The following is a 26,142-nucleotide window of genomic DNA, read 5'->3' on the forward strand; positions in this document are numbered from 1 at the left end:
TGTCTTCTGTATTGACGATTTATATCGAGATTGAGTTATGTCTGTCGAAGCTTGGTCGGTAGAAGGCGCTAAAAGCACTCACTACCAATGATTATTGATCCGATCCGAAAATGTCTCGCGAATAGACCTTGTGTAAAACGTCATCCAGGTCGCTCGCCAATCGATTTGCCAGGATCATGTCGGAGGATGCTTTGAAATGGTCCAGGGACTGGATAAGTGGATGGCCCATGAAGGTGTCTCCTTCTATGCCGGGTTCATAAATTACTATGTTGCATCCCTGCTCAGCGACAAGCTGCACGACGTCGGTAATGCTTGTTTCTCTGAAGTTGTCGGAATCGACTTTCATGATCAGACGATAGATTCCTACCGTTTTGGGATTCGCCTTCATGACGTCCGCGGCTATGAAGCTTTTGCGTGTCGCATTGGATTCGACTACCGCATGTATCAGTCGCTGGGGTATCTCGTGATAATTGGCAAGTAGTTGTCGAGTATCCTTGGGTAGACAATATCCGCCATAGCCAAAGGATGGATTGTTATAGTGGGCACCTATCCGAGGGTCCAGGCACACACCCGTTATGATTTGTCGCGTATCGAGGCCATGCGTCTTGGCATAGGTATCAAGTTCGTTAAAGTATGAGATGCGCAGGGCAAGATAGGTGTTCGCAAATAGCTTTATCGCTTCCGCTTCATCGCAGGACGTGTAGAGAACAGGAATCTCTTCTTTTTCTGCCCCTTGGGCAAGTAAGCTAGAAAATAGTTTGGCGCTATCCGTGACGTCTCCGATAATGATCCTGGAAGGATTCAGATTGTCGTGCAGCGCTTGACCTTCTCTCAGGAATTCCGGTGAAAAAATGATGTTCTGTGTCTTGTAGCGTGCTCTTATGGCGTTGGTGTAGCCCACAGGTACCGTTGATTTTATAACAATGGTAGTCGCTGGATTGATCGACAGTACATCTTCAATCACTGACTCAACGGACTGAGTATTGAAATTATTGGTCGCAGGGTCGTAATCGGTCGGTGTGGCTATGATCACGAAGTCAGCGCCGTTGTACGCTTCGTGACTATCTAGAGTGGCGCGAAGATCAAGGTCATGACTCGCAAGATAATCCGCTATTACCGCGTCTTCGAATGGAGATTTGCGGCTATTGATCAGCTCCACTCTTCGTGGATCAATGTCGAAGGCGATTACCTTATTGTGCTGGGCCAAGAGTATGGCGTTTGAAAGCCCTACGTAGCCTAACCCCGACACTGCAATCTTCATCCGCATTACCTTCCAAAAAGTAGATCATAGCGTGCTAGGCCTGCTGCCGAGCGGGGCACCAATCTTAGCAGGTCTGTCTGGAAGCCTCCTCAGACACTGTAGCGCCAGCCGTCTGGCCATCTTGGCCATGGGGCGGCGCAGGCCCCTACGGTTTCGTCCAGGTGCCCAGCCTTCACGGATACGCCCAGTACTTGCCGCCGCAGCGATGGCCACAGCCCACTCCGGCTCGCCGGCTTCAGCGGCAAGACTGTCCCGAAGGATTTTCTAGGAAAAATCCTAACGCGATAAAAAATAAAGGAAATTTCTCTAGATACCTGAGGAAGAGAGTGCGGGCCTTGCAAGAGTCTCGCAACCCGAAGGAGCTAAACCGTCACCGTCTTCAACCTCTGGCCTGGCAGCCAGGCGCTTTAGCCGCAGGCATCGACATGCAGCACTTCCTCTCACAGCGCCGGCGGTGCTTCAATTGCTCGCTTCCACTCTCATGTCTGGCCTAGCCAGCTGCCCCCGAATGATGGCATTCGGCTTGGCCTGGCCTGGCCTGGCCTGGTTTGGCGCTGGGGTATTGGCCCTCATGCCTTACGTGCTGGGCTGGGCTGAAATTCGGCTTGTCAACGGCTGGGCATAATAGGTTTCGTTGCGCGCTGCTTGTTATCCGACCAGTCGCCTTCTACAGGATTTGCCCGTTTTACTTTACGGTATTAGCTGCGTAATAATGGCTATTGAGGAAATATGGGTGTAATCGATTGCCTTTTCCTGGGCCGTCATTTAAGGCTAATCAATGATCAAGGTTTTGCATTTTTTCAAGACTTATCTTCCAGATAGTATGGGCGGTATCGAGCAGGTCATCTTTCAGCTTTGTGAAGGTGGGCCGGCTCACGGTATTAATGCTGAAGTTCTCTATGTCAGCAAGCATGAAAGTTATCGTGCTGTCCCGATCGGTAATCATGTGTCGCATCGCTCCGCTCAGAACTTTGATGTGGCTTCCACGCCCGTTTCTTTCGCCGCCCTCAGGGATTTCCGAGAGCTATCGGAGTGTGCTGATCTGGTTCATTATCATTTTCCCTGGCCTTTTATGGATATTGGCCATTTTCTCATGAAGTCTCGTAAGCCGACGGTCTTGACTTACCACTCGGACATCGTCAAGCAAAAAAGTTTGCTAAAGTTGTATGCGCCCTTGATGCATAGATTTTTGGGCGATGTGGATCGTATCGTGGCCTCTTCTGAGAGCTATTACAGAAGCAGCCCTACATTGAAGCACTTTGCCAACAAGGTTCAGGTCATCCCCTTTGGTCTCGATGAGGGATCGTATCCGGCGGTAGATTGTCAGCGATTGCAGTATTGGAAGAACCAGGTCGGGCAGAAGTTTTTCCTGTTTGTCGGAGCCCTTCGCTACTATAAAGGACTGACGTATCTGCTTCGTGCATTACAGTCAACCGATATGAGCGTCGTGATCGTTGGGGACGGTCCTATGGCCGACGACCTGAAACGGGAGGCCGGAGAGCTTAAGCTACAGAATGTTCATTTTCTCGGGAAACAGTCTGACGAAGACAAGGTGGCTCTACTCAAGTTGAGCTATGGCTTTGTTTTTCCGTCGCACCTCCGCTCAGAGGCGTTTGGAATGTCGTTGCTTGAGGCGGCGATGTTTGGCAAGCCGATGATAACGTGTGAGATCGGCTCTGGCATGAGCGATATAAATATCGATGGCGTCACTGGGTTTAGTGTGCCTCCTGCTGATCCTCAAGCGCTGCGCGCTGCTATGCAAAAGCTCTGGAGTAATCCGGATGAAGCTGTAAAGATGGGCAGGCATGCAAGAGATCGATATGTCGAAAAATTTCGCAGTGATGCTATGTTGCAGGCCTATGCCGATTTGTACAAATCTCTCGTTTAGACGAGGCCTGGTCAATAAGGCGTAAACAGCTTTCTATTTTTTAGCTATCCACTATCGCTGCACTTATCTTAGTTTGTGCTGCAGTGGCGATGTTAGGGATTGGCTGAAACACGTCGGAAACTTGGCGAAAATGTGATGATAATGGAAGTGCTACAATCGAACGTTTGACCGAGTGGTGAAAATTTTCAGAAGCTTTTCATTCCATATTGGAGGCGGCTGCTCGGGGATAATGTAATTGCATAGTAGCGCTTTTGGAACTTGCGCTTGTGTCTGAAGTAGCGCGGCTCCTAAAGCTATTTTAATTGGGTAGCTTTCTAGATTGAATTTAGCGCTGATGCTACAGCGTTAGCTCGAAAGCATGTTGGCGCTTTTTATGTTAAGTTCAGCCGTGATGGCGATATAAATGATAGACATCATAAATGTCTCTCGGTACATGCGCTGCCACGAGATTTGAAAGTCCACTCAAGCCAAGGTAAATATTAGCTCACATCTGTTCTGTTGAGCCATACGTCTCAGTTCGTCTCTAGGGCAAGAAGCCGACTTAATAGTCTACATGCTTGCGGGAGCTGCTACACGCCTATTGCTACCTTTGGGGTCGAACGGTCATGACAGCGAAGTACTGGGACGTCATTGCGCTCATTTCGAGAGTCAGTTCTGCATAACTCCATGCAGCACGCAGCGTAAGCGACATCTTAGGTCCGTGGCCATTAGCCTTTCTGAAACGCAACTGTACTCGCTTAGCCCTTATTGGTAGTGCCTGTATCTAGTGTAAGACGTCCCATTGGATTCTTGGTTACTACTCACAGGGGCGAGTCTGTTTTTCTTTCATGATTTTGTTTGCCACCCTGCGAGTTTCCAGAAGTCGTAAGCATCTGCTTGAAAAATTCATACAACGAGCCTTGTGTCAGCAATTCATCTTAGATAGCTCAATTTTTAGCTGCCTCTGCCGATAGCTTGGGTAGACAGAGTTTTGGGAGATCTCAACGTGAGATTTCTGACCGTTTAGCGGTCTATTTAAGAGACTCCTAGCTTTGGCTTAGCATTTGCATTCTCATGACGACCGTCATGGTAATGGCGCGGCTTAACGTTTATTTAAATATAAATTCCACCGTTTTACTCGAGATCGTTCTCATGGTTTTTAAGTCTTTATCATGCTGGTTGATCACTTTCGCTATGTCTTTTTTTATTTCGGATGCTTCTGTAAATGCTGCGCCTCTGCCTAATGGCCTTTTAGGATTGAATTTGTCTGGCGCAGGTTTCGCAGGTCAGGTACTTCCTGGCGTGAACGGGACACATTACATTTTTCCGGTTGAGGCATACTTCCAGCAATGGAGTCAAAAAGGCATAAGGTTTATACGCTTTCCTATCCTGTGGGAACGTTTACAACCTAAATTATTCGGGGAGTTAGACGAGACTTATGCGAAGCTTATTGATAGAACATTTTCTTATGCGGCTAAATATGACGTAAAGATAATTCTGGATCTACATAATTATGCTCGATACCGAGGGGCCGTTATAGGAACGGACGCTGTACCCTATGCCAGCTATCAAGATATAATGACAAGAATAGCCCGGCGCTGGAGCTTACAACCTGCCCTCTATGCCTATGACATAATGAATGAGCCGCATGACGCTACCGCCTATTGGCCGACTGCGGCACAGTATGGAATAAATGGCATACGTTCCGCAGATGCTACCAGGCCTATCATGATTGAAGGGAATGGCTGGGCTGAGGCTACTCGTTGGCCACAGTGGAACGATTCACTATTGAATCTGAAGGATCCCGCCAATGGCCTGATTTTCGAGGCCCACACATATTTTGACGAGAATGCCGGAGGGAGTTACTCCAATACAGATGTATCCAAACTTTCCGTCAATTATGGGGTGGAGCGTGTTCGTCCTTTTGTTGAATGGCTAAAAAAGAATGGGAAACAGGGTTATATAGGTGAGTTTGGCGTTCCCGATGACGATCCTCGGTGGCTTGTCATAATGGATAATATGCTTAGTTATCTGCGGCAAAACTGTATACCTTCTACCTATTGGGCGGCCGGCCCAGGTTGGGGGGCTTATAAATTATCGGTAGAGCCTATTAATGGAGCTGACCGTCCTCAATGGACAGTTTTGAAAAAATATGTAGAGCCGGGTGGCTGTAGAGCGGTAGGGCCATCTGGTGGGAACTCCAGCGGATCTATCCCAGTTGCTGGTGCAGGGGAAGTGTTACCCGTAGTGGGGGCTGACGACAAGCAGGATAGTGTTGATTCTAATAGTTCAAATTCGACCTCTGAAAACTTTCCCAGCGCGGACTCGATTAATAAAAGCTTCGATGCGCTGGCCTATCTTGCCTCCTACCCTGACCTCATTAATGCGTTTAGGATAGATGAAGCAGCAGCTGCAGCACATTATCGACAATATGGCGTTAAGGAGGGACGTGTTGTCACATTTAATGCGAGTCAGTATCTCGCGAACTATGCGGATTTGAGAGCCGCGTTTGGAAGTGATCTAGAGGCTGCTAAGATACATTATATTCTTTATGGGTATAAAGAGGGGAGGACGTGGCTTCCGCTAAATGGGAGCACTATTACTACCTCGGTCTTTAACGGAAGGTCAGCGGGCTACAATCTTTTTTACAACGCTGGTGTCGTAACAGTTGTAGATATAGACCCCACTAATGGCGATGATGGGGTGAGGGTTTTGTCAGGTATAAAATTGATAGTGTTTTCTGACAGGAATCTATCTTTGACGGCGCTAAACGGTTTAGCTTATATTGCGTCCTATAATGACCTTATCAAGTCGTTAGGAGCTGATGCTGCCGCCGGCGTTAAGCACTATGTCGAATATGGATTCAAAGAAGGGCGCAAGTCCAGTTTCAATGGGATTGCTTATATCGCTTCGTACATGGACTTGATAAAAGCCTTGGGGGCGAATGCTGATGCCGGTAGCAGGCATTACATCCAAAATGGATACAGGGAAGGTCGAAAAATAACTTTTGATCCCGCAGAGTATTTGTCAAGACATAGTGAATTACAAAGTACTTTTGGGTCAGACTTGGATGCGGCCACAAATTACTACATAACAAGCGGCTATAAGAATTAGACTAGAGTTTTGAAAAACAATGCAGGAGCCCTAGAGGCTTATCAACGCGTCAGCTTTGCTTAGGACGGTTGTGGTGCCGGCACCAGGAGTCGAACCCGGGACCTACTGATTACAAGTCAGTTGCTCTACCAGCTGAGCTATACCGGCAAGGGGGGAGGCCATTATAGCCATGGAAAAGCCTTTGTAAACCAAGGATGTGCGCTGGTTAAGCCAGACGTAAGCGCGGGGCGGTAAAATGAAAGCTGAAGCTGCGAGGAGCCGCTGATGAGAACCAAAACCCTGGCCTTCCTGGCCGCTGCCCTGGCAGGTTGCACCAGCCAGGCGAATCTTGAACGCAATCCGCCCATGGAGCTGCGCACCGGCAAGAGTGCCGAGGACTATCGCACCTGCCTGGTGACCGGTCTGGAGAAGGATGGCCGCCATGTGCTGGTCCAGCCGCAAGGCAGCAGTGGGCAGCGCGTGCTGGTGGACAGCAAGGTACCGGGCGCCACGGCGGCCATCATCGACATCGGGTCGGCGTCGCGCGGTACGCGCATCCAGTTGCGCGAGCAGATGGCAAACAATCCGCTACGGCCGCGGACCATTCTGACGGCGGTGAAGGATTGTCTATGAGGTGAGGGGTTGGGCGGCCCTCACCCCGGCCCTCTCCCCGAGGGAGAGAGGGAAGAGCGGGCTGCCCGTCGTTACCTGGAAAGGCAGATACAAGAAGGGCGCCCGCGGGCGCCCTTCTTGCGTTCGGCTGCCTGGGATCAGGCGGCCGGCTGGTTGCGGCGCTGCGGGACCGGCTCGGCGGCGCGCTGGCCGTTGACGTCACGCAGCGGGGTACCCCGTACCGGCGCGCCGTTGGCGACGTAGTAGGCGGCGTTGCTGCGCGGCAGCGGGGCGCGACCGCGGATTTTGTCGGCGATCTTCTCGGCGATCATGATGGTCGGGGCGTTGAGGTTGCCCGTCGCGATGATCGGCATGATGGAGGCGTCCACCACGCGCAGGCCTTCCAGGCCGTGCACGCGACCGGCACCGTCGACCACCGCCATGTCGTCGGTACCCATCTTGTTGGAGCAGGACGGGTGATAGGCGGTCTCGGCGTGGGAGCGCACGAAGGCGTCCAGCTGGGCGTCGGTCACGCAATCGCGGCCCGGGTTGATCTCTTCGCTACGATAGGGATCTAGCGCCGGCTGCTGCATGATCTCGCGGGTCAGGCGGATGCCGTCGCGGAATTCGCGCCAGTCCTGCTCGGTGCTCATGTAGTTGAACAGGATGCTCGGATGCTGCCGCGGATCGCGCGAGGTCAGTTCGATGCGGCCACGGCTGGGCGAGCGCATGGAGCCGACGTGGGCCTGGAAGCCATGGGCCTCGATGGCGTTGGTGCCGTTGTAATTGATGGCGATTGGCAGGAAGTGGTACTGGATGTTGGGCCAGTCGAATTCTTCGCTGGAGCGGATGAAGCCGCCCGCCTCGAAGTGGTTGCTGGCGCCCAGGCCGGTGCCCTTGAGCATCCATTCCAGGCCGATCTGCGGCTGGTTGTACCACTTCAGCGCCGGGTACAGCGAGACCGGCTGCTTGCACTCGTACTGCAGGTACATCTCCAGGTGGTCCTGCAGATTCTGGCCGACGCCTGGCAGGTCGTGGATCACCGGGATGTCGAAGCGCCGCAGCAGCGGCGTGGGGCCGACACCGGAGCGCTGCAGGATCTGCGGCGAGGCGATGGCGCCGGCGCAGAGCAGGACTTCGCGGCGGGCGCGCACGGTGATGGCTTCCAGCGAATCGCCCTTCATGTAGGCCACACCATTGGCGCGCTTGCCCTCGAAGAGGATGCGATCGGTGGTGGCATGGGTGACGATGGTCAGATTCGGGCGACCCTTGGCCTGGTCCAGATAGCCACGCGCGGTGCTGGAGCGACGGCCGTTCGGGGTGACGAAGCGGTCCATCGGACCGAAGCCTTCCTGCTGATAGCCGTTGAGGTCTTCGGTGCGCGGATAGCCCGCCTGGACACCGGCTTCGACCATGGCTTCGAACAGCGGATTGGTATTCGGCTTGGCAGTGGTCACCGAGACCGGACCCTCGCCGCCGTGCCAGTCGTTGGCACCGGCATCGCGCTTCTCGGCCTTGCGGAAGTAGGGCAGGCAGTCGAGGTAAGTCCAGTCGTCCAGGCCGTCGAGTTGCGCCCAGTTGTCATAGTCCAGGGCGTTGCCGCGGATGTAGCACATGCCGTTGATCAGCGAGGAGCCGCCCAGGCCCTTGCCGCGGCCGCATTCCATCCGGCGGTTGTCCATGTGCGGCTCGGGCTCGGTCTGGTAGGCCCAGTTGTACTGCTTGCCCTGCAGCGGATAGGCAAGGGCGGCCGGCATCTGGGTGCGGAAGTCCAGGCGGTAGTCGGGGCCGCCGGCTTCCAGCAGCAGGACGGTGACGTCCTTGTCTTCGGTCAGCCGGGTGGCCAGGACGTTGCCGGCCGAGCCGGCGCCTATGACGATGTAATCGAATTCGTGTGCCATGAAAAAGTCTCCTCCTGACGGCGGGTGGGGTCGGGCCCCAGCCCCGGACCCTCTCCAGCGGAGAGGGGAGAACAGCGCTGCCTGAGCGGCTTAGAAGATCGAGGCGTAGTCGCCCAGTTCGACCTGCACCGACTTGATGCGGGTGTAGTGGCCGAGGGTGGTGAGGCCGTTTTCGCGACCGACGCCGGAATGCTTGTAGCCACCCACCGGCATCTCGGCGGGGGATTCGCCCCAGGTATTGATCCAGCAGATGCCGGCTTCCAGGCGATGGATCATGCGGTGGGCACGGGCCAAGTCACGGGTGACCACGCCGGCGGCCAGGCCGTATTCGGTGTCGTTGGCGCGACGCACCACCTCGTCTTCGTCGGCATAGGCCAGGATGCTCATGACCGGGCCGAAGATCTCTTCGCGGGCGATGGCCATGTCGTCACGGCAATCGGTGAAGACGGTGGGGGCGACGAAGTTGCCCTTGGCCAGTTCGCCCTGGGTGACGCGCTCGCCACCGGTGAGCAGGCGGGCGCCTTCGGCCTGGCCCTGGGCGATGTAGCCCAGCACCTTTTCCATGTGCGGGGTGCTGACCAGCGGACCGAAGTTGGTCTCGGCGGCCAGGGGATCGCCCAGCTTGATGCGCTTAACCCGCTCCACCACCTTGGCCTCGAAGTCGGCCTTGAGCGCCTGGGGCACGAAGACGCGGGTGCCGTTGGTGCAGACCTGGCCGGAGCTGAAGAAGTTGGCCATGACGGCGATGTCGGCGGCGCGCTCCAGGTCGGCGTCGTCACAGACGATCAGCGGCGACTTGCCGCCCAGCTCCATGGTGACTTCCTTGAGGGTCGAGCCGGCGGCGCTGGCCATGACCTTCTTGCCGGTGGCGACGCCGCCGGTAAAGGAGATCTTCTCGATGCCGGGATGTTCGGTCAGGGCCACGCCGACCTCCGGGCCGACGCCATTGACCACGTTGAAGACGCCAGCGGGCAGACCGGCCTCGGTGTAAATCTCGGCCAGCTTCAGCGCGGTCAGCGGGGTGACTTCGCTGGGCTTGAAGATCATGGCGTTGCCGGCGGCCAGGGCCGGGGCGGATTTCCACAGGGCGATCTGGATCGGGTAGTTCCAGGCGCCAATGCCGGCGACCACGCCCAGCGGCTCGCGGCGGGTATAGACGAAGGAGGTCTCGCGCAGCGGGATCTGCTCGCCTTCCAGGGCCGGCACGAGGCCCGCGTAGTACTCGAGCACGTCGGCGCCGGTGACGATGTCGACGGCCTGGGTCTCGGACAGGGCCTTGCCGGTGTCGAGGGTTTCCAGCAGCGCCAGTTCGTCGTTGCGCTCGCGGAGGATATCCACGGCCTTGCGCAGGATGCGCGAGCGCTGCATGGCGGTCATCGCGGCCCAGACCTTCTGGCCGGCGGCAGCGGCGGCCACCGCCTTGTCCACGTCGGCGCGGCTGGCGCTCTGCACCGTGGCGAGCACCTCGCCGGTGGCGGGATTCAGGGTTTCGAAGGTGGCACCACCGGTGGCGGCGACATAACGGCCACCGATGTACAGCTGCTGTTCGGCGAAACGGGCCATGGACGTTCTCCCAATCTGGGCGGGCGCCGTGGCACCCGCAAGGAACACAGGGGGCGCGAAAGAAAGGTCTCTCTGCGCCAGCGATGAATCCAGTCTACTTAATTTTTATTGAACGTTCAATCAATGAAAAATTCACAGGCGTGCCGAAACGGGGCGATGGGCGGCCCAGAGCGGTTCTGTCGAAGCGGGGGGAGGGAGCGGCAAACGCGGGAGGAGAGCCCCGCGCCGAGTGCACGGGGCGGGGCCTGGGCGGGGAGAGAGGGGGTCAGGCCTTGGCCAGCTGCAGGTCCAGGTAGTCGTAGGCGATCTGCAGGGCCTGCTGGGTGTTGAAGGTGTCGCCGGAAAGGGCGCCGCGCAGCCAGAGGCCGTCGATGATGGCGGCCAGGCCGCGGGCCGAGGCGCGCGCCTGCTCATGGGGCAGGAGGCGGCGGAATTGCCAGCAGAGGTTGGAGTAGAGGCGCAGGTCGTTGATGCGTTGCAGCCGGCGCAGATTGGGCTGGTGCATGCTGGTGGCCCAGAACGCCAGCCAGGTCTTCATGGCCGGGCCGCTGACCTGGGTATCGTCGAAGTTGCCCTGGATGATGGCGCGCAGGTTGGCGGCGGGGTCGTCACCGGGCAGGGCGGCACGGCGTTCGCGCACGGCCTGGCGCAGGGCATTCATCAGATGCCGCATGGTGGCTTCGAGCAGGCCGTTCTTGTCCTGGAAGTAGTGGCTGATGATGCCGTTGGAGACCCCGGCCTTGCGGGCGATGAAGGCGATACTGGCGTCGCCCATGCCGACTTCGTCGACGGCTTCGAGAGTCGCGGCAATGAGCTGCGAACGGCGGATGGGCTGCATCCCGACCTTGGGCACGAGGCATCTCCTGGACAGAGCGGAAGGAGCCTCGAGGGTAACTATTTTTTATTGAACGTTCAATCAATAAAAACGGTCGCGACCTCCTGGATTGTGCCCTGGCCACGGCGGCAATACCAGTCCTGACGGGTGGTTACTTTTAATAACCGCCCGAAAGGCGTAGGCTGGAAGCCAGTTCTGCTTCGAGGATCGCCATGGACGCCGTGGTCAGTCGTATCTCCAGCCGTCGCCGCCTGCATGCCCACGCCTGTCCGATCAGGGACGTGCTGGACCGGATCGGCGATGCCTGGTCCCTGCTCACGCTCTTTACCCTGGAACCCGGTCCGCTGCGCTTCAACGAATTGCGCCGGCGGGTCGACGGCATTTCCCAGCGCATGCTCAGCGTGACCCTGCGCCAGCTGGAGCGCGACGGCCTGGTGTCCCGCACGGTGACGCCGACCAAGCCGCCCCAGGTGGAGTACGCCCTCACCGAACTGGGCCAGAGCCTGATGGTGCCGGTGGGCGCCCTGGCCGCCTGGGCCTCCGCGAAGCAGCCTCTCATTCAGCGCCACAGGGCGGCCTACGATCAGGTCGCCGAGGAGAACCCTGATGACCCGTCTCGCTAAGACCGCCCTGTCGGTCCTCGACCTCGCTCCCATCCGTGACGATGGCGATGCCGCCCAGGCGCTGCACAACGCCCTGGACCTGGCGCGCCACGTGGAGCAACTCGGCTTTTCCCGCTACTGGGTCGCCGAGCATCACAACATGGACGGTATCGCCAGTTCGGCGACCGCCGTGCTGCTGGGCTATCTGGCCGCTGGCACCAGCACCCTGCGGCTGGGGTCGGGCGGCATCATGCTGCCCAACCATGCGCCGCTGGTGGTGGCCGAGCAGTTCGGCACCCTGGCCTCGCTGTATCCGGGCCGCATCGAACTCGGCCTGGGTCGCGCGCCGGGCTCGGATCAGCGCACCGCCTATGCCCTGCGCCGTGATCGGCTGGGCAGCTCCGACGACTTCCCGCGCGACGTGGAAGAGCTGCAGCACTACTTCGGGCCGCAGCAGCCGGGGCAGGGCGTGATCGCCATGCCGGGTGCGGGCACCGAGGTGCCGATCTGGCTGCTGGGTTCGAGCCTGTTCAGCGCCCAGCTGGCGGCGGCCAAGGGCCTGCCCTATGCCTTCGCCTCGCACTTCGCGCCGCGCTATGTGCACGAGGCCATCCGCCTCTATCGCGAGAACTTCAAGCCGTCCAAGGTGCTTGATCGCCCCTATGTGATGCTCGGGGTACCGCTGGTGGCGGCCGACAGCGACGACGAAGCCAATTACCTGGCCACCACCGTCTACCAGCGCATCCTCGCCCTGTTCCGCGGCGACAGCCTGCGTCTGCAGCCGCCGGTGCGCAGCATGGAAAAGGTGTGGTTGCCCCATGAGAAGGAATCGGTGTCGAGTTTCCTCGGCATGGCGGTGATCGGTGGCCCGGACAAGGTCCGCGAGCGCCTGGAGCTGTTGCTGGAAAAGACCGACGCCGACGAGCTGATCTTTACCTGCGACGTCTACGAACAGGCGGATCGCCTGCGCGCCTTCTCGATCCTGGCGGATCTGAAGGGCGGTTGATGGGGATAGGTAGCGTTGGGCCTCGTTGGGCTCGGCGTAACCCGGATTTATCGCGGCCATGGCGGTCCGCCGATGCGGCCGCTCCTACGAAAGCATGAAAAGCATCGCCCCTGTAGGAGCGATCGCTAAGGCGTACCGGCATGGCTGTGATCAGAACCGTAGCGTGGAAAACGGCGTAGCCTTTTCCACAGGAGACTTCCCGAGCCGGCGCTCAGGTCCATGTCCGTAGGAGCGGTCGCTACGGCGCACCGGCATGGTCGCGAATAAAAGCCGACCGTCTCGCGACGGTCGGCTTTTTTATGGATGCTGCGGAGGATACTGCTGTTGGGCTTCGCTGCGCTCAACCCAACCTACGCCTGCGTAGCGTGGAAAACCGCGCCAGCGTTTTCCACTGGCGGCTTCCGGCGCGTACTGTGGACAAGGCTGCGCCGTTATCCACGCTACGGGGCTGCGAGTTTTACAGGAAGGTGAAGACCTGCTCGCGGGTCAGGCGGGACTTGGGCAGGGCGGCGTTGAAGTCGCTTTCGCCGCGATAGCCCAGGCCGACCACCACCAGGGCGGTGTAGCCCTGTTCGCGCAGGCCCAGTTCCTGGTCCAGGCTGTTGGCGTCGAAGCCTTCCATGGGCGTGGCATCGATGCCCAGCGCCGCGGCGCCCAGCAGCAGGGTGCCCAGGGCCAGGTAGGTCTGCTTCTCCATCCAGTGCTGCACGTCCTTGCGCTCATGACGATGCAGATCGACGAAGTGACGGCGGGTACCGTCCTGGGTGGCGCGCGCCTCGGGCTTGGCGAAGCGGCCGTCCTGGGCTTCCTGCTCCAGCACCTGGGCCAGATGGCCCTCGGTCATTTCCAGGCGGGTGCAGAGCACGATGACGTGGGAGGCCGGCAGCACCTTGGGTTCGTTGTAGGGGCTCTGCATGCCCCGGGCGATGCGTGCCTTGGCCTCGGCGCTGGCGGCGACCACGAAGTGCCACGGCTGGGAGTTGACCGAGGAGGGCGCCTGGCGCAGCAGCTCCAGCAATTCCTCGACCTGCTCGGCCGGGATGCTGCGGGAGCCGTCGAAGGCCTTGGTGGTGTAGCGGGTGCGGGCGATCTGGGACAGCTGCATGGATAACTCCTGATCGGATCAGTGGGTAGGGGCCGGCTGGGCGTCGATCTTGACGCGGAACAGGCTGTAGGGCTTCTGGCGCAGGTCCTGGCCACCGTGGAACTGGGCCTGGCGATGGAGCTGGTTGGCGGTGAAATAGAGGTAGCCGTCCGGACCGATGCTGAAGGTGTCGGGCCAGAGCACGCGGGGATCGTGGACCAGGGTCTTCCAGCTGCCGTCGACCTGGCGCTGGCGCACGGCGTTGTGCTCGTAGTCGCCGGCATAGACGCGGCCCTGGGCATCGGCTTCGAGGCCGTCGGAGGCGCCCTTTTCGCCGAGATCCTGCACGCCGGCGCGCACCTGGGCCTCGCTCGCGCTGGGGTCGCGTAGCAGGGCGGTGGGCACGGCATAGAGGTGGCGGCTGGACAGCGGGCTGAAGTAGAGGGTGCCGCCGTCCGGCGACAGGGCGATGCCGTCGCTGGCGATGGCCGGGCGGACCTTGCTGCCATCGGGGCGCTGCATCAGCAGCGGTTCGCCTTCCACCACCGGCGCGAAGCTGGGATCGACGTTGGCCTGGGGCGCGCCGGTCAGGCGACGTTGGGCCTGGCCGGTGGCGAGGTCGAGGATGATCAGGCCACCGGGAGGCGCCGAGTCGGTGACATAGGCCACTCCGGCGCGACCGACGCGAAAGTCGAAGCGCACGTCGTTGACGTAGCTGTTGGGTTCGAGCACCGCGGCCGGGAAGACCAGGGTCCTCGCGACCTTGTTGGTCTTGAGGTCGATGGCCACCAGCTTGACGCCGCCGGCCTTGGGCGCGGCGAAACCCGGTGCGGCGGTGTCCAGCACCCAGAGGTGACCGCGACCATCGGCCACCACGCTCTGCACGCTGATGAAGCCCTTGCCCGGCTGGCCGGGGGTCTCGACGTTGAGCGCGGCGTCCGGGTAGGGCACCGCCTTGCCGTCCTTGAGTTCGGCCACGGTAAAGGGCACCGCGTCGCCCCAGCGCGGGTAGTTGACGAAGATCCGCCCGGTCTCGCTGACGGTGACCCCGGTGGGCATGGCGTCCTGGAAGGCGAACACCGGCTCCAGCTGGCCAAGGGTGCGCTCCTGGGGCAGCGGCGCGGCTTGGGCGGTCAGGCTACCCACGGCCAGGGCGACGGCGAGGGTCAGGGCACTAAGGCGAGGCATCAGAAGCCCTCCAGCACGAGCTTGCCGCGGGCCTGGTGGCTTTCCAGCTGGGCATGGGCGCGGCGCAGGTTGGCGGCATCGATCCGGCCCAGGTGTTCGCCCAGGGTGGTCTTGAGGGTGCCCTGGTCGATCAGCCCGGCGACGCGCTCGAGGATCTCGTGCTGGCGCACCTTGTCCGGGGTCTGGAACAGCGAGCGGGTAAACATCAGCTCCCAGTGCAGCGACAGCGACTTGGCCTTCATCGGCACCACGTCGAGTTGCGCCGGATCGTCGATCACGCCGAGACGACCCTGGGGCCGCAGGACATCCACCAGCTGGGTGAAGTGCTCATCGGTATGGGTGAGGCTGGCCACCAGGGTCACGCCATCCAGACCCAGGGCTTCGAGCTGGGGGCGCAGCGGCTGGTGGTGGTCGATGACGTGGTGGGCGCCCAGCTGGCGTACCCAGTCCTGGGTTTCCTGGCGCGAAGCGGTACCTATCACCGTCAGCTCGGTGAGTTGGCGGGCCAACTGCACCAGCACGGAGCCAACGCCACCTGCCGCGCCCATCACCAGCAGTTGCTGGCCGGCGCCGCCGCCTTCGGTCGCGCCAAGACGGTCGAACAACAATTCCCAGGCGGTGATCGCGGTCAGCGGCAGGGCCGCGGCCTGGGCGTGATCCAGGCGCTTGGGCTTGTGCCCGGCCAGGTGCTCGTCGACCAGGTGCAGTTCGCTGTTGCAGCCGGGGCGGAACAGCTCGCCGGCGTAGTAGACCTCGTCACCCACGGCGAAGCGGCTGACGGCGCTGCCCACGGCGCGGACCACGCCGGAGACGTCCCAACCCAGTACCTTGGACTCGCGCTGCACCAGGCCCTGGCGCACCTTGGTATCGACCGGATTGACCGACACGGCGCGGACTTCCACCAGCAGGTCATGGGCCTCGGGCGTGGGGTCGGGCAGCACCGCGTCCTGCAGGGCACGGGGATCGCTGGCGGGCAGGGTGGTGTCACCGTGGACGATGGCTTTCATGGGCGGGTTCCTTTGTACGATAAGAAGACGTGGGCCCATGGTCGTCTTCATGCTCGACCGGAAAAAGCGGCAGAATCGGATAGCACCTTCACTGCAGGAGTGAAAATGATCCGCTTCGATGACCTCGGCCTCTTCGTCCGCTCCGCCGCCCTCGGCAGCTTTTCCCGCGCCGCCCGCGAGGCAGACCTCTTGCCGGGTCAGGTGAGCGCCGCCATCGGCCGGTTGGAGCGCGAACTGGGCATCCGCCTGTTCGCCCGCTCGACCCGTAGCCTGAGACTCACCGCCGAAGGCGAAGCCTATCTGCCCTATGCGCGGGAGGTGCTGGAGACCTTGCGCGAGGGGCGCGAGCGCCTGCAAGGGGAGAGTCCTGAGTTGCGCGGGGTGCTGCAGGTAGCGGCGCCTTCGGATCTGGGGCGCAATCTCCTGCTGCCCTGGCTGGCCGAGTTTCGTCAGCGCCATCCCGGCCTGACCCTCAGGCTCTACGTCTCGGACCAGCAGGCCGACGTCTATCGCGATCCGGTGGACATCGCCATCCGCTACGGCCGCAGCCAGGACGACAGCCTGGTGGCCCTGCCGCTGGCCCCGGACAATCGCCGGCTGCTGGCGGCGGCGCCGGCCTATCTGGCCCGCCAGGGCGCGCCGCGCAGCCTGGACGACCTGTCCAGGCACGCCTGCCTGCTCTACCAGCTGCATGGGCGCACCTATGACAAGTGGAGCTTTCCACAGGCCGACGGCAGTCTGCGCCAGGTGGCCGTCAGCGGACCCCTGCAGAGCGACGATGCCGAGGTGGTGCGGCGCTGGGCGGTGGCCGGGGAGGGTATCGTCTACAAGTCCTGGCTGGACATGCGCGACGACCTGCAGCGCGGTCGGCTGGTGCGGCTGCTGCCCGAGCAGCCCGGCGAGCCGTTGCCGCTGCAGCTGTTCTGCCCGCACCGGCGGCAATTCTCGCCGGCGGTGCGGCAGCTGCACGGCTGGCTGGCGGAACGCTTCGCGGCCCTGGGCGAGCAGCCCTGAAACGCAAAGGGGATGGCGCCGCGAACGGAGCCACCCCCTCGGGTACCGCGCCTGCCTTACTGCAGGTGCTGCTTGAGCAACTGGCCGGCCTGGGTCAGCGCAGCCTGGACCTCGGGTACCTTGGCCAGGGCATTGAGCAGGCCATAGTCGTGGATCATGCCGTTGTAGCGCACCTGGACGACATCGACGCCGGCGGCGTTGAGCTTGCGGGCATAGGCCTCGCCCTCGTCTCGCAGCACGTCGTTCTCGGCGGTCTGCACCAGCGCCGGCGGCAGACCCTTGAGCTGGGCCTCGCTGGCCCGCAACGGCGAGGCGTAGACGTTGGCGCGCTCGGTGTCGCTGGTGGTGTAGTTGTCCCAGAACCACTTCATCATGTTGCGGGTCAGGAAGCGGCCCTCGGCATAGGTCTGGTAGGAGCCGTTGTCGAAGCTCGCATCGGTCACCGGCCAGAACAGCACCTGGTAGCGCAGCTTGGGCGTGCCCTTGTCCTTGGCCATCAGGCTGACCACCGCGGCCATGTTGCCGCCGACGCTGTTGCCGGCCACCGCCAGGCGACTGCCGTCGACATCGATGTCCTTGCCGTGCTCGGCCACCCACTGGGTCGCGGCATAGGCCTGGTTGATGGCCACCGGGAAGTGGGCTTCCGGACTCGGGGTGTAGTTGACGAACACCGCCGTGGCGCCGGAGGCCACCACCAGGTCACGCACCAGGCGCTGGTGGGTGGGGAAGTCGCCCAGCACCCAGCCGCCGCCATGGAAGAACATGAAGGCCGGTGTCTGCCTCTTGGCGTTGGCCGGGCGGACGATGGTCAGCTGCAGCGGCTTGCCGTCGACCTGGATGGTCTTTTCACGGGTCTTGACCCCCGAGAGATCGACCTTGACGCCGGACTGGGCGCCGGCCAGCACTGCGCGGGCGTCCTTGGGGCTCAGGGTTTCCAGGGGTTTGCCACCGCTGCCGTTCAGGGCATCGACGAAGCCCTGGGTGGTGCGCTCCAGATGCGGATCGGGCTGGGGCGCGGCGAAGGCGCTGCCCAGGGCCAGGCTGAGCGCGGAAAGGCCAAGCAGGCGAGAGACGGTACGCATGACAGATGACTCCTCGAACGGGAAGGACCGGGCGCCTCGGCGGAGGCGCCTGGGTAATACCGCGACCTTTAGGCCAGGGTCAGGCGCACGTCCACGTTGCCGCGGGTCGCGTTGGAGTAGGGGCAGACCTGGTGGGCCTTCTCGACCAGGTCTTCGGCCACGGCACGCTCCAGGCCCGGCAGGCTGATGACCAGCTCGACGTCCAGGGCGAAGCCGGTGGGGATCGGGCCGATGCCGACCTGGGCGGTCACGCTGACGTCAGCCGGAACGGCGATCTTTTCCTTGGCGCCGACGAACTTGAGCGCGCCGATGAAGCAGGCCGAATAGCCGGCGGCGAAGAGTTGCTCGGGATTGGTGCCGGCACCGCCGGCGCCGCCCAGCTCCTTGGGCGTGGACAGCTGCACGTCCAGGGCCTTGTCGCTGCTGATGGAACGGCCGTCACGGCCACCGGTGCTGGTTGCGGAAGCGGTATAGAGGATGTTCATGGCGTGCTCCTGTTTAGGTATCGCGATAACTGATTGTTCGGACGTTGACCGAAGGAATCGTCCGGGTACGGATTTAAGTTATCGCGATATTCGTTATCGCGCAAATATATTTTCAGAAGCAGCCGACCAGCGGCAGCGAAGTGCTAACGCTCCAGCTTGGCTCTCAGGGTCATCAGGTTTTCGCGCAGGGCATTCATCTGGGCATCGCCCAGCGCGCAATAGCTGCTGATGGTGCCGTTGATCTCCCGGGCCCGCTCGCGCAGGGCACGGCCAGACTCGGTGAGTTCGATGGACAGGTTGCGCTCGTCCTCGGCATTGCGCTGTCGGGTCACGTAGCCCTCGGCTTCCAGGCGCTTGAGCACCGGGGTCAGGGCGCCGGAGTCCTGGTGCAGCCGGCGCGCCAGCTCCTTGAGCGGCAGCCGATCGTTTTCCCACAGCACCAGCATCATCAGGTACTGCGGATAGGTCAGGCCCACCTCTTCGAGCAGCGGCTTGTACACCTTGGTCATGGCCAGCGAGGTGGAGTACAGCGCGAAGCACAGCTGCTGATCGAGAAGAAGGGGGTCTTTGTTGTTCATCGCGTTCCCGCCTGGGTAAATGAGAAATGATTCTACCCCGAGCATTTGGGTAGCATTAGTCCTTTCGCACTCAGACCCCAGGGTTTCCATGCGTATCCATGTGTCGTTCATCGATCGTGTCGGCATCACCCAGGAAGTCCTGGCGCTGCTCGGTGCCCGCAATCTCAACCTGGACGCCGTGGAGATGGTGCCGCCCAACGTCTACATCGATGCGCCGACCCTGAGCGCGACGGTGCTGGAGGAATTGCGCGCCGCCCTGCTGACCGTGGTGGGGGTGGAGGCGGTGCGGGTGGTGGACATCCTGCCCGGCCAGCGCCGCTCCCTGCAGCTCGACGCCCTGCTCGCCGCCATGGCCGATCCGGTGCTGGCGGTGGACGGCGAGGGCCGCATCCTGCTGGCCAATCCGGCCTTTGCCGCCCTGGCCGGGGAAGGCGCCGGCAACACCCTGGCCGAACTCTTCAATGACGGCGAATTGTCCGCCGAACTGCTGGACCAGGGCTTTCGCCTGCCCCTGCGCGAGGTGGTGCTGCGCGGCCAGGCACTGCTGCTGGACGCCACCCCCATCGGCGAACCGGTGGGCGGCCTGGCCGGTGGCCTGCTGACCCTCTACGCCCCCAGCCGTATCGGTGGCCGCCTCTCGGCGCTGCGCCACGACACCCCCGAGGGCTTCGATTCGCTGCTCGGCGACTGCGCCGCCATCCGCACCCTCAAGGCCCGCGCCCAGCGCCTGGCCGCCCTGGAGGCGCCGCTGCTGATCCTCGGCGAGACCGGCACCGGCAAGGAACTGGTGGCGCGCGCCTGCCATGCGGCCAGTGCGCGGCGCGAGGCGCCCTTTCTGGCGCTGAACTGCGCGGCTCTGCCGGAAAGCCTCGCCGAGAGCGAATTGTTCGGCTATGCCCCGGGCGCCTTTACCGGCGCCCAGCGCGGCGGCAAGCCGGGCCTGCTGGAACTGGCCGACCAGGGCACGGTGTTTCTCGACGAAGTCGGCGAGATGTCGCCCTATCTGCAGGCCAAGCTGCTGAGATTTCTCTCCGATGGCACCTTCCGCCGCGTTGGCGGAGCCCAGGAAACCCAGGTCAATGTGCGCATCCTCGCCGCCACCCATCGCGACCTGCAGGCCATGGTCGCCGCCGGCACCTTTCGCGAAGACCTCTTCTATCGCCTCAATGTGCTCAGCCTGCAGGTGCCGGCACTGCGCGAGCGGGGCCAGGACATCCTGCTGCTGGCACGGCACTTCCTGCAGCAGGCCTGCGCCCAGATCGGCCGACCGCCGTGCCGCCTGGCGCCGGCCACCTATGGCGTGCTGCTGGGCAACGCCTGGCCGGGCAACGTGCGGCAATTGCAGAACATCCTCTTTCGCGCCGCCGCCATCAGCGAGAGTGGCCAGATCGACGTCGACGACCTCGACCTGGCCGGCACGGCGGTGGCGGGGCAGGTCGAGACCGAGGTCAGCACCCTGGAGGCCGCCGTCCAGGGCTACGAGGCGGCGCTACTGGAGCGGCTCTACCCACAGTACCCGTCCAGCCGCCAGCTGGCCGCGCGGTTGCAGATGTCCCACTCGGCCATTGCCATGCGCCTGCGCCGTTATGGTATCCCCCGGCGAGACTAGCCCCGCCGCTTCAAGTTTCGTCACGGCAGCCCGATAACGTCAGACGACATCACGCTCGGACGGGGGGAGGGCTTCGTGACGAGCAGCTTCTTGCATTGGCTGGTTCTCGGTCTGGTGCTGGTGTGCACGGGCGTCCGTGCCGGCGCACTGCAACTGGTGACCGAGGACTATCCGCCGTTCAGCGTGGTCCAGCCGGATGGCCGGGTGACCGGCTTTTCCGTCGAGTTGGTGCGGCTGCTGTTGGCCCGGGCCGAGCTTGCGGCCGAGCCGCAGGTCATGCCGTGGGCGCGGGCCTTCGCCCAGGCCCAGGGCCGGCCCGATATCCTCGTCTTTTCCATGGCGCGTCTGCCCGAGCGCGAGGCGCTGTTCGAGTGGGTGGTGCCCCTGACCGAGACCACCCTCTGCCTGTTCAGCTGGCGGGACCGCGTGCGTCCCTTGGCCAGCCTGCAGGCGGCCCGCGGCCTGCAAATCGCTACGGTCAACGGCGATGCGGGAGAGCGCATCCTGCTGGAGCAGGGCTTCACCGTCGGACGGGAGCTGCAATCCGGCACGCATTACAGCCTCAACCTGGAGAAACTCAAAGCCGGTCGGGTCGACCTGTGGATCGCCAACCGCGCCGTGGCCGATCACCTCGCTCGCCAGGCCGGCTACGATCCTCAGGGCGATCTGCGGCAGGCCTACTGCGCCGCCCCCTATCCGCTGTATCTGGCGGCCAGCCTGGGCACCGCTCCCGAGGTGATGGCACGGCTGCGGGCGGCCTTCGTGACGTTGCAACAGGACGGTACGCTGGCCGAACTCCAGCGGCGCTGGCTATGAGGGGCGTGCTGAAACGCCGCTCGCTCGGTAACCGCCTGGCCTTGCTGACGGTGGCGTTCTGTCTGCTGTTTTCCGCGGCCACGGCAGGGCTGCGCACCTGGAATATCTGGGAACAGAATCGCCTGGGTATGGATACCGAGCTGCAATTGCTGGAGCAGGTGTACCAGTCGACCCTGACCAAGGCCATCTGGGAACTGGACAAGCCCGCGGTGCAGGCGCAACTGGACGGGGCGTCGCGCATCGCCTCGGTCGGCCGTATCGAGCTGCGGCTGACCGGCCACGGCCAGGAGTCCGACGTCCAATCCCGTCAGCAGGCCGACTGGGCGCCCTCGAGCCTGGCGCCGAGTCGAAGCTCCACGCTGGTCTACAGTCCCTATCCGGGCGGTCACGAGGTGCTCGGCGAACTCCTCATCCAAGGCAATGAAGCCCTGCTCTGGCGTGAATTGCGCGACAGCGTGGCGAGTACCCTGCTGACCCAACTGGCACTCGCCCTGCTGCTCGCCGGCCTGGTCAGCCTGGCCTTCAATCGGCTGGTGACCCTGCATGTCCGTCGGATCGCCCGCCACCTGTCCCGGCTGACGGCCGCCACCCTCGCCGAGCCCCTTCGACTGCGGCGGCCCACCCGCCAGGACGAGCTGGATCTGCTGGTGAGTGGCATCAATACCCTGCAGGGCAACCTGGCGGGCTACCTGGCCCAACAGCATCGCCACGAAGAAGAGCTCGCCGCGCATCGCGATCTCCTGGCGGAGCGAGTTCGCGAGCGCACGGCAGAGCTCGAGGCCTTGGCGACGGCGCAGCAAACCATCTTGAGGCTGTCCAACCAACTGATCCATGCGCCTTACGCGGACTTCGACCGGCATTGCCAACTCTGTCTACAGGAGGTCGCACAACGCTTGCGCGCGCGTCAGGCCTTCTGGTTCAAGCGTGACACCCGGGATGCGCCCTATCGCCTTTACCAGGGCTGGTTCCGCGACGCCGAGCCGTTGGCCGCCGGTCTGACACTGCCGCCGCCCTGCGCCCAGGTGCTGGAAGCCCTGCTGGAACCCGAGGTCCCCCGTACCTTCGCGACGCGCGAGGCGCTCGTGGCCGCCTTCGGTGACGCGGCGGAGCCGCTGTTGGCACTAGGTAACGAAGCCCTGGCGCTGGTCCATCTGCGGATCGCCGAGGACGAAGACGGTTTGCTGCTCTTCGGCTGCAATCTGGGTGGCGAGTGGCGCACCGATGAACGCGCCCTCATCAACATGACCACCCAACTGCTCTTGCATGCCTCCCATCACCAGTTGCAATTGCGCGACCTGCTGACGTCCCAGGAGGCGTTGCGCAGCGCCAACGCGCGGCTGGAGCAACTGTCGCGCAGCGATCCGCTCACCGGGCTGCCCAATAGGCGCTGTTTCGACGAGGCCGAGGAGGTGGAGTTTCGCCGCGCGCGACGCTCCGGGGAGCCCCTCGCGCTGCTGCTCTGCGATGTCGACTTTTTCAAGCGCTACAACGATACCTATGGGCATGCCCAGGGCGATGTCTGTCTGCAGCAGGTAGCGACCGCCATGCAGCAGGTCGTCACGCGCCCAGGCGACCTGGTGGCGCGGATCGGCGGCGAAGAGTTCGCGGTTCTGCTGCCCGCGACCGATCTGGCGGGCGCGGGGGCGATGGCCGAGCGCTTGCGCCGGGCCGTCGCCGCGCTGGAAATCACCCATGCTGGCTCGGAGGCTGCTGGCCACGTCACCCTGAGCATCGGCTATGCCACCCTGAGTACCGATATGCACGATTTCGCCAGCCTGCTGCGCCAGGCCGACCGGGCGCTCTACCGCGCGAAAAGCCTGGGGCGCCATCGCAGCTGTCATCTGCCTGAGGAGCCGCTGCCATGAAGCGTCATCTGTTGTTGGCCCTGCTGGCCTTGCTGGGGCCGGGCGTGGAGGCCGCCACGGTGCGCGCCGTGACGGAAGAGACGTCCTTGAGCTGGAGCGTGGACGGTCGGGTGGGTGGGCCGGCGACCTCGGTGGTGGAGCGTACCCTGGCCCTGGCGGGTATCACCGACTACCGCCTGGAACTCTATCCCTGGGCTCGCGCCTATGATCTGGCCCTGCACGAGCCAGGGGTGCTGATCTATCTGATCGCCCGCACGCCGGCTCGCGAGACCCAATTCCAGTGGGTCGGGGAGGTCATGCGCCTGCGGTACTACTTCTATCGGCTGGCGAATCGCGACGACGTGCGTATCGAGCGTCTCGACGACGCCCGCGCCTATCGGCTGGGCGTGATGCGCGACGATGTGCGCCACCAGTATTTGCAGTCGCTCGGCTTCCAGCAGCTGGTGGTGTCAGGCCAGCAAAAGAACAACTTCAGCCGCTTGCTCAATGGTCAGGTGGATGCCGTGCTGCTGCCGGAGCAGGATGCCATTCGCTTCTGCCAGGACGCGGCTAGCGCCTGTCCGGGATTGCGCCGCCTCGCCGCCCTGGAGGATCTCGATACCCCGCTGTACATGGCGTTCAGCCCGACCACGCCAGCGCCGCTGGTAGCCCGGCTGCGCACGGCGTTCGCGCAGCTCAAGGCCAGTGGCGAGGTCGCTCGGCTGCTGGAATAGTCGAGCGACCCCCGACCATCAACGCAGCACGTTGGTCTTGGCCAGGTCCACCACCTCGCTGCCGCGGCCACTCATCACCGCGCGCAGCATGTAGAGGCTGAAGCCCTTGGCCTGGGCGGCCTCGATCTTCGGCGGCAGCGACAGCTCCTGCTTGGCGATGCGCACGTCCACCAGCGCCGGGCCGGGGTGGGCGAACGCCTCTTCCAGGGTGGCGTCGAGCAGGCTGGCCGATTCCACCTTCCAGCCGCGCACGCCGCAGGCCTCGGCCACCTGGGCGAAGTCGACGGCGGCGAGATCCGTGGTCTCGTCGATCATGCCGGCGGCCTTCATCTCCATGGCGACGAAGCCCAGGGTGGCGTTGTCGTAGACGATGACCTTGACCGGCAGCTTCTCGCTGGCCAGGGTCGCCAGTTCGCCGAGCAGCATGGACAGTCCGCCGTCGCCGGCCAGCGCCACCACCTGGCGGTCGGGATAGGCCGCCTGCAGACCCATGGCCTGGGGCAGGGCATTGGCCATGGAGCCATGGGTAAAGGAGCCGGCCAGCTTGCGCTCGAAATTCATCGCCAGGTAGCGCGCCGCCCACACCGTGGGAGTGCCGACGTCGCAGGTGAAGAGGGCGTCCGCCGCGGCCAGTTCGCTGACGCGGGTGGTGAGGTACTGCGGATGCAGCGGCTCGCCATCGGCGGTGGCGGTGGCCAGTTCGTCCAGCTCGGCGCGGGTCTTGCGGTAGTGCTGCTGGGCCTTTTCCAGGAAGCGGCTGTGGCTGTTGGGCTGGAGTCGCGGCAGCAGGGCGTCGAGGGTGGCGCGGACATCGCCCACCAGGCCCTTGAGCAGCGGGGTGCGTACGCCCAGGTGGGCGCCGCGCACGTCGATCTGCACCACGCGGCCGTGATCCGGGAAGAAGTTGCGATAGGGGAAGTTGCTGCCCAGCATCAGCAGCAGGTCGCACTCCTTGAGTGCGTGATAGCCGGACGAAAAGCCGATCAGGCCGGTCATGCCCACGCCATAGGGATTGGAATACTCGATGTGGGCCTTGCCGCGCAGCGCATGGACCACCGGGGCCTGCAGGCGCTCGGCCAGGGCCACCACCTGGGCATGGGCACCGGCGCAACCGGCGCCGCAGAGCAGGGTGATGCGCTTTTCCCCGGCCAGCAATTCGGCCAGGGCATCCAGCTCGGCGTCCGGCGGCACCACCACCGGACGCACCGGCTCGCTCCACTGGGCTTCCTTGATCGGCGCCTCGGCCAGGGCCACGTCGCCGGGAATCACCACCACCGACACCGAACGATTGAGGATGGCCGAACGCATGGCGGTCTCGAGGATGCGCGGCAGTTGCTCGGGATGGGAAACCACCTCGCAGAAGTCGCTGCAGTCACGGAACAGCCGCTCCGGATGGGTCTCCTGGAAATAGCCCAGGCCGATCTCGCTGGAGGGAATCTGGGCGGCGATGGCCAGCACCGGCGCACCGCTGCGCTGGGCGTCGAACAGGCCATTGATCAGGTGCAGGTTGCCTGGGCCACAGGAGCCGGCGCAGACCGCCAGACGCCCGCTGGTGTCGGCCGCGGCACTGGCGGCGAAGGCCGCAGCTTCTTCGTGCCGCACGCCACGCCAGCGGATGCGCTCACGCTTGCGCAGGCTTTCGGTGAGGCCGTTGAGCGAATCGCCCGGCAGGCCCCAGATGGTGTCGACACCAGCCGCTTCGAGGGTGGCGACGAGCAGATCGGCAACGGTTTTCACAGCCATGACAAAGACTCCAGACAAGGATGGAAGAGGGCAAAGCCGCTTGGCAGAGGTCTTGTTGTGCCTTCTTGGTCCGACGAAGCGGGGCGGAAGTTCGCGTCGGGTGCGCTTGTCCGAATCTTGCCCCGAGCCGATGACATTTCCGCCTCCGGCGTCTTTCCCAAGGCTTCACCAGGTGTCATCCGCGCGAAGAGCGCTATACCAGCTGTGATGCCTGATGC

The 26,142-nt window shown here is 62.6% G+C and carries 21 protein-coding genes and 1 tRNA gene; 10 read left to right on the forward strand and 12 right to left on the reverse strand.

Going from position 1 to position 26,142, the window contains the following annotated elements; translation table 11 throughout:
- Window positions 1-91: 91 nt before the first annotated feature.
- Window positions 92-1,261: a nucleotide sugar dehydrogenase gene (locus CFE50_RS07190; RefSeq protein WP_286732271.1), complete on the reverse strand. Its 1,170-nt coding sequence runs from the start codon at window positions 1,259-1,261 to the stop codon at window positions 92-94.
- A gap of 781 nt (window positions 1,262-2,042) precedes the next feature.
- Here CFE50_RS07190 and CFE50_RS07195 point away from each other — a divergent pair.
- Both CFE50_RS07195 and CFE50_RS07200 read left to right on the forward strand, forming a co-directional pair.
- Window positions 2,043-3,149, forward strand: a complete 1,107-nt coding sequence (locus tag CFE50_RS07195; RefSeq protein WP_502694686.1) for a glycosyltransferase family 4 protein — start codon at window positions 2,043-2,045, stop codon at window positions 3,147-3,149.
- Window positions 3,150-4,322: 1,173 nt separating this feature from the next.
- Entirely contained in the window at window positions 4,323-6,242 is a 1,920-nt protein-coding gene (locus tag CFE50_RS07200; RefSeq protein ID WP_286732611.1) for a glycoside hydrolase family 5 protein, read from the forward strand.
- Window positions 6,243-6,313: 71 nt separating this feature from the next.
- Here CFE50_RS07200 and CFE50_RS07205 read toward each other — a convergent pair.
- Window positions 6,314-6,389, reverse strand: a tRNA-Thr gene (locus tag CFE50_RS07205).
- A gap of 117 nt (window positions 6,390-6,506) precedes the next feature.
- On the opposite strand from CFE50_RS07205, the gene CFE50_RS07210 reads away from it, so the two are divergent.
- A complete protein-coding gene (locus CFE50_RS07210; protein WP_027597345.1) occupies window positions 6,507-6,854 on the forward strand; it encodes a hypothetical protein in 348 nt (115 codons plus the stop codon).
- 137 nt (window positions 6,855-6,991) lie between these two features.
- On the opposite strand, the gene betA is transcribed toward CFE50_RS07210, so the two are convergent.
- The 3 genes from betA to betI form a co-directional block, all read right to left on the reverse strand.
- Complete coding sequence (gene betA, locus CFE50_RS07215) at window positions 6,992-8,734, reverse strand: choline dehydrogenase (RefSeq protein WP_286732276.1); 1,743 nt, start codon at window positions 8,732-8,734, stop codon at window positions 6,992-6,994.
- A 90-nt stretch (window positions 8,735-8,824) separates the two neighbouring features.
- A complete protein-coding gene (betB, locus tag CFE50_RS07220; protein ID WP_286732278.1) occupies window positions 8,825-10,297 on the reverse strand; it encodes a betaine-aldehyde dehydrogenase in 1,473 nt (490 codons plus the stop codon).
- 265 nt (window positions 10,298-10,562) lie between these two features.
- Complete coding sequence (gene betI, locus CFE50_RS07225) at window positions 10,563-11,150, reverse strand: transcriptional regulator BetI (protein ID WP_027597348.1); 588 nt, start codon at window positions 11,148-11,150, stop codon at window positions 10,563-10,565.
- Window positions 11,151-11,344: 194 nt separating this feature from the next.
- Here betI and CFE50_RS07230 point away from each other — a divergent pair, with 194 nt between their 5' ends.
- Window positions 11,345-11,755, forward strand: a complete 411-nt coding sequence (locus CFE50_RS07230; protein WP_077171144.1) for a winged helix-turn-helix transcriptional regulator — start codon at window positions 11,345-11,347, stop codon at window positions 11,753-11,755.
- Complete coding sequence (locus CFE50_RS07235; RefSeq protein WP_286732283.1) at window positions 11,739-12,740, forward strand: LLM class flavin-dependent oxidoreductase; 1,002 nt, start codon at window positions 11,739-11,741, stop codon at window positions 12,738-12,740. The genes CFE50_RS07230 and CFE50_RS07235 overlap by 17 nt, the downstream gene beginning before the upstream one ends.
- Window positions 12,741-13,197: 457 nt before the next feature.
- On the opposite strand, the gene nfsB is transcribed toward CFE50_RS07235, so the two are convergent.
- The 3 genes from nfsB to CFE50_RS07250 are packed head-to-tail and all read right to left on the reverse strand — an operon-like array spanning window position 13,198 to window position 16,019.
- Window positions 13,198-13,845 carry an oxygen-insensitive NAD(P)H nitroreductase gene (gene nfsB, locus CFE50_RS07240; RefSeq protein WP_007159948.1) on the reverse strand — a complete coding sequence of 216 codons (648 nt, stop codon included), beginning with the start codon at window positions 13,843-13,845 and terminating at the stop codon, window positions 13,198-13,200.
- 18 nt (window positions 13,846-13,863) lie between these two features.
- A complete protein-coding gene (locus CFE50_RS07245) occupies window positions 13,864-15,012 on the reverse strand; it encodes an L-dopachrome tautomerase-related protein (protein WP_286732285.1) in 1,149 nt (382 codons plus the stop codon).
- Entirely contained in the window at window positions 15,012-16,019 is a 1,008-nt protein-coding gene (locus CFE50_RS07250; protein ID WP_115946307.1) for a zinc-binding alcohol dehydrogenase family protein, read from the reverse strand. The genes CFE50_RS07245 and CFE50_RS07250 overlap by 1 nt, the downstream gene beginning before the upstream one ends.
- Window positions 16,020-16,124: 105 nt before the next feature.
- Here CFE50_RS07250 and CFE50_RS07255 point away from each other — a divergent pair, with 105 nt between their 5' ends.
- Complete coding sequence (locus tag CFE50_RS07255; RefSeq protein ID WP_077171141.1) at window positions 16,125-17,033, forward strand: LysR family transcriptional regulator; 909 nt, start codon at window positions 16,125-16,127, stop codon at window positions 17,031-17,033.
- Window positions 17,034-17,089: 56 nt separating this feature from the next.
- On the opposite strand, the gene CFE50_RS07260 is transcribed toward CFE50_RS07255, so the two are convergent.
- The 3 genes from CFE50_RS07260 to CFE50_RS07270 form a co-directional block, all read right to left on the reverse strand.
- Complete coding sequence (locus tag CFE50_RS07260; RefSeq protein WP_286732288.1) at window positions 17,090-18,115, reverse strand: alpha/beta hydrolase; 1,026 nt, start codon at window positions 18,113-18,115, stop codon at window positions 17,090-17,092.
- Window positions 18,116-18,183: 68 nt separating this feature from the next.
- A complete protein-coding gene (locus CFE50_RS07265; RefSeq protein ID WP_064309165.1) occupies window positions 18,184-18,600 on the reverse strand; it encodes an organic hydroperoxide resistance protein in 417 nt (138 codons plus the stop codon).
- Window positions 18,601-18,743: 143 nt separating this feature from the next.
- A complete protein-coding gene (locus CFE50_RS07270; RefSeq protein ID WP_027597356.1) occupies window positions 18,744-19,178 on the reverse strand; it encodes a MarR family winged helix-turn-helix transcriptional regulator in 435 nt (144 codons plus the stop codon).
- 88 nt (window positions 19,179-19,266) lie between these two features.
- Here CFE50_RS07270 and gcsR point away from each other — a divergent pair, with 88 nt between their 5' ends.
- From gcsR to CFE50_RS07290, 4 genes are all read left to right on the forward strand, one after another.
- Window positions 19,267-20,787 (forward strand): transcriptional regulator GcsR, encoded by a 1,521-nt coding sequence (gene gcsR, locus CFE50_RS07275; RefSeq protein ID WP_286732289.1) that lies wholly within the window; start codon window positions 19,267-19,269, stop codon window positions 20,785-20,787.
- A gap of 90 nt (window positions 20,788-20,877) precedes the next feature.
- Window positions 20,878-21,603, forward strand: a complete 726-nt coding sequence (locus CFE50_RS07280; RefSeq protein WP_241807953.1) for a substrate-binding periplasmic protein — start codon at window positions 20,878-20,880, stop codon at window positions 21,601-21,603.
- A gap of 5 nt (window positions 21,604-21,608) precedes the next feature.
- Window positions 21,609-23,468, forward strand: a complete 1,860-nt coding sequence (locus CFE50_RS07285; protein ID WP_186380406.1) for a GGDEF domain-containing protein — start codon at window positions 21,609-21,611, stop codon at window positions 23,466-23,468.
- Window positions 23,465-24,181, forward strand: coding sequence for a substrate-binding periplasmic protein (locus CFE50_RS07290; protein ID WP_145248861.1), 717 nt, complete (start codon window positions 23,465-23,467; stop codon window positions 24,179-24,181). Before CFE50_RS07285 ends, CFE50_RS07290 begins: the two co-directional genes overlap by 4 nt.
- 18 nt (window positions 24,182-24,199) lie before the next feature.
- Here CFE50_RS07290 and poxB read toward each other — a convergent pair whose 3' ends face one another.
- Window positions 24,200-25,924 (reverse strand): ubiquinone-dependent pyruvate dehydrogenase, encoded by a 1,725-nt coding sequence (gene poxB, locus CFE50_RS07295; RefSeq protein WP_074584224.1) that lies wholly within the window; start codon window positions 25,922-25,924, stop codon window positions 24,200-24,202.
- Window positions 25,925-26,142: the final 218 nt, after the last annotated feature.

Source organism: Pseudomonas sp. PGPPP4, assembly GCF_002256045.1.
Taxonomy (GTDB): Bacteria; Pseudomonadota; Gammaproteobacteria; order Pseudomonadales; family Pseudomonadaceae; genus Chryseomonas; species Chryseomonas oryzihabitans.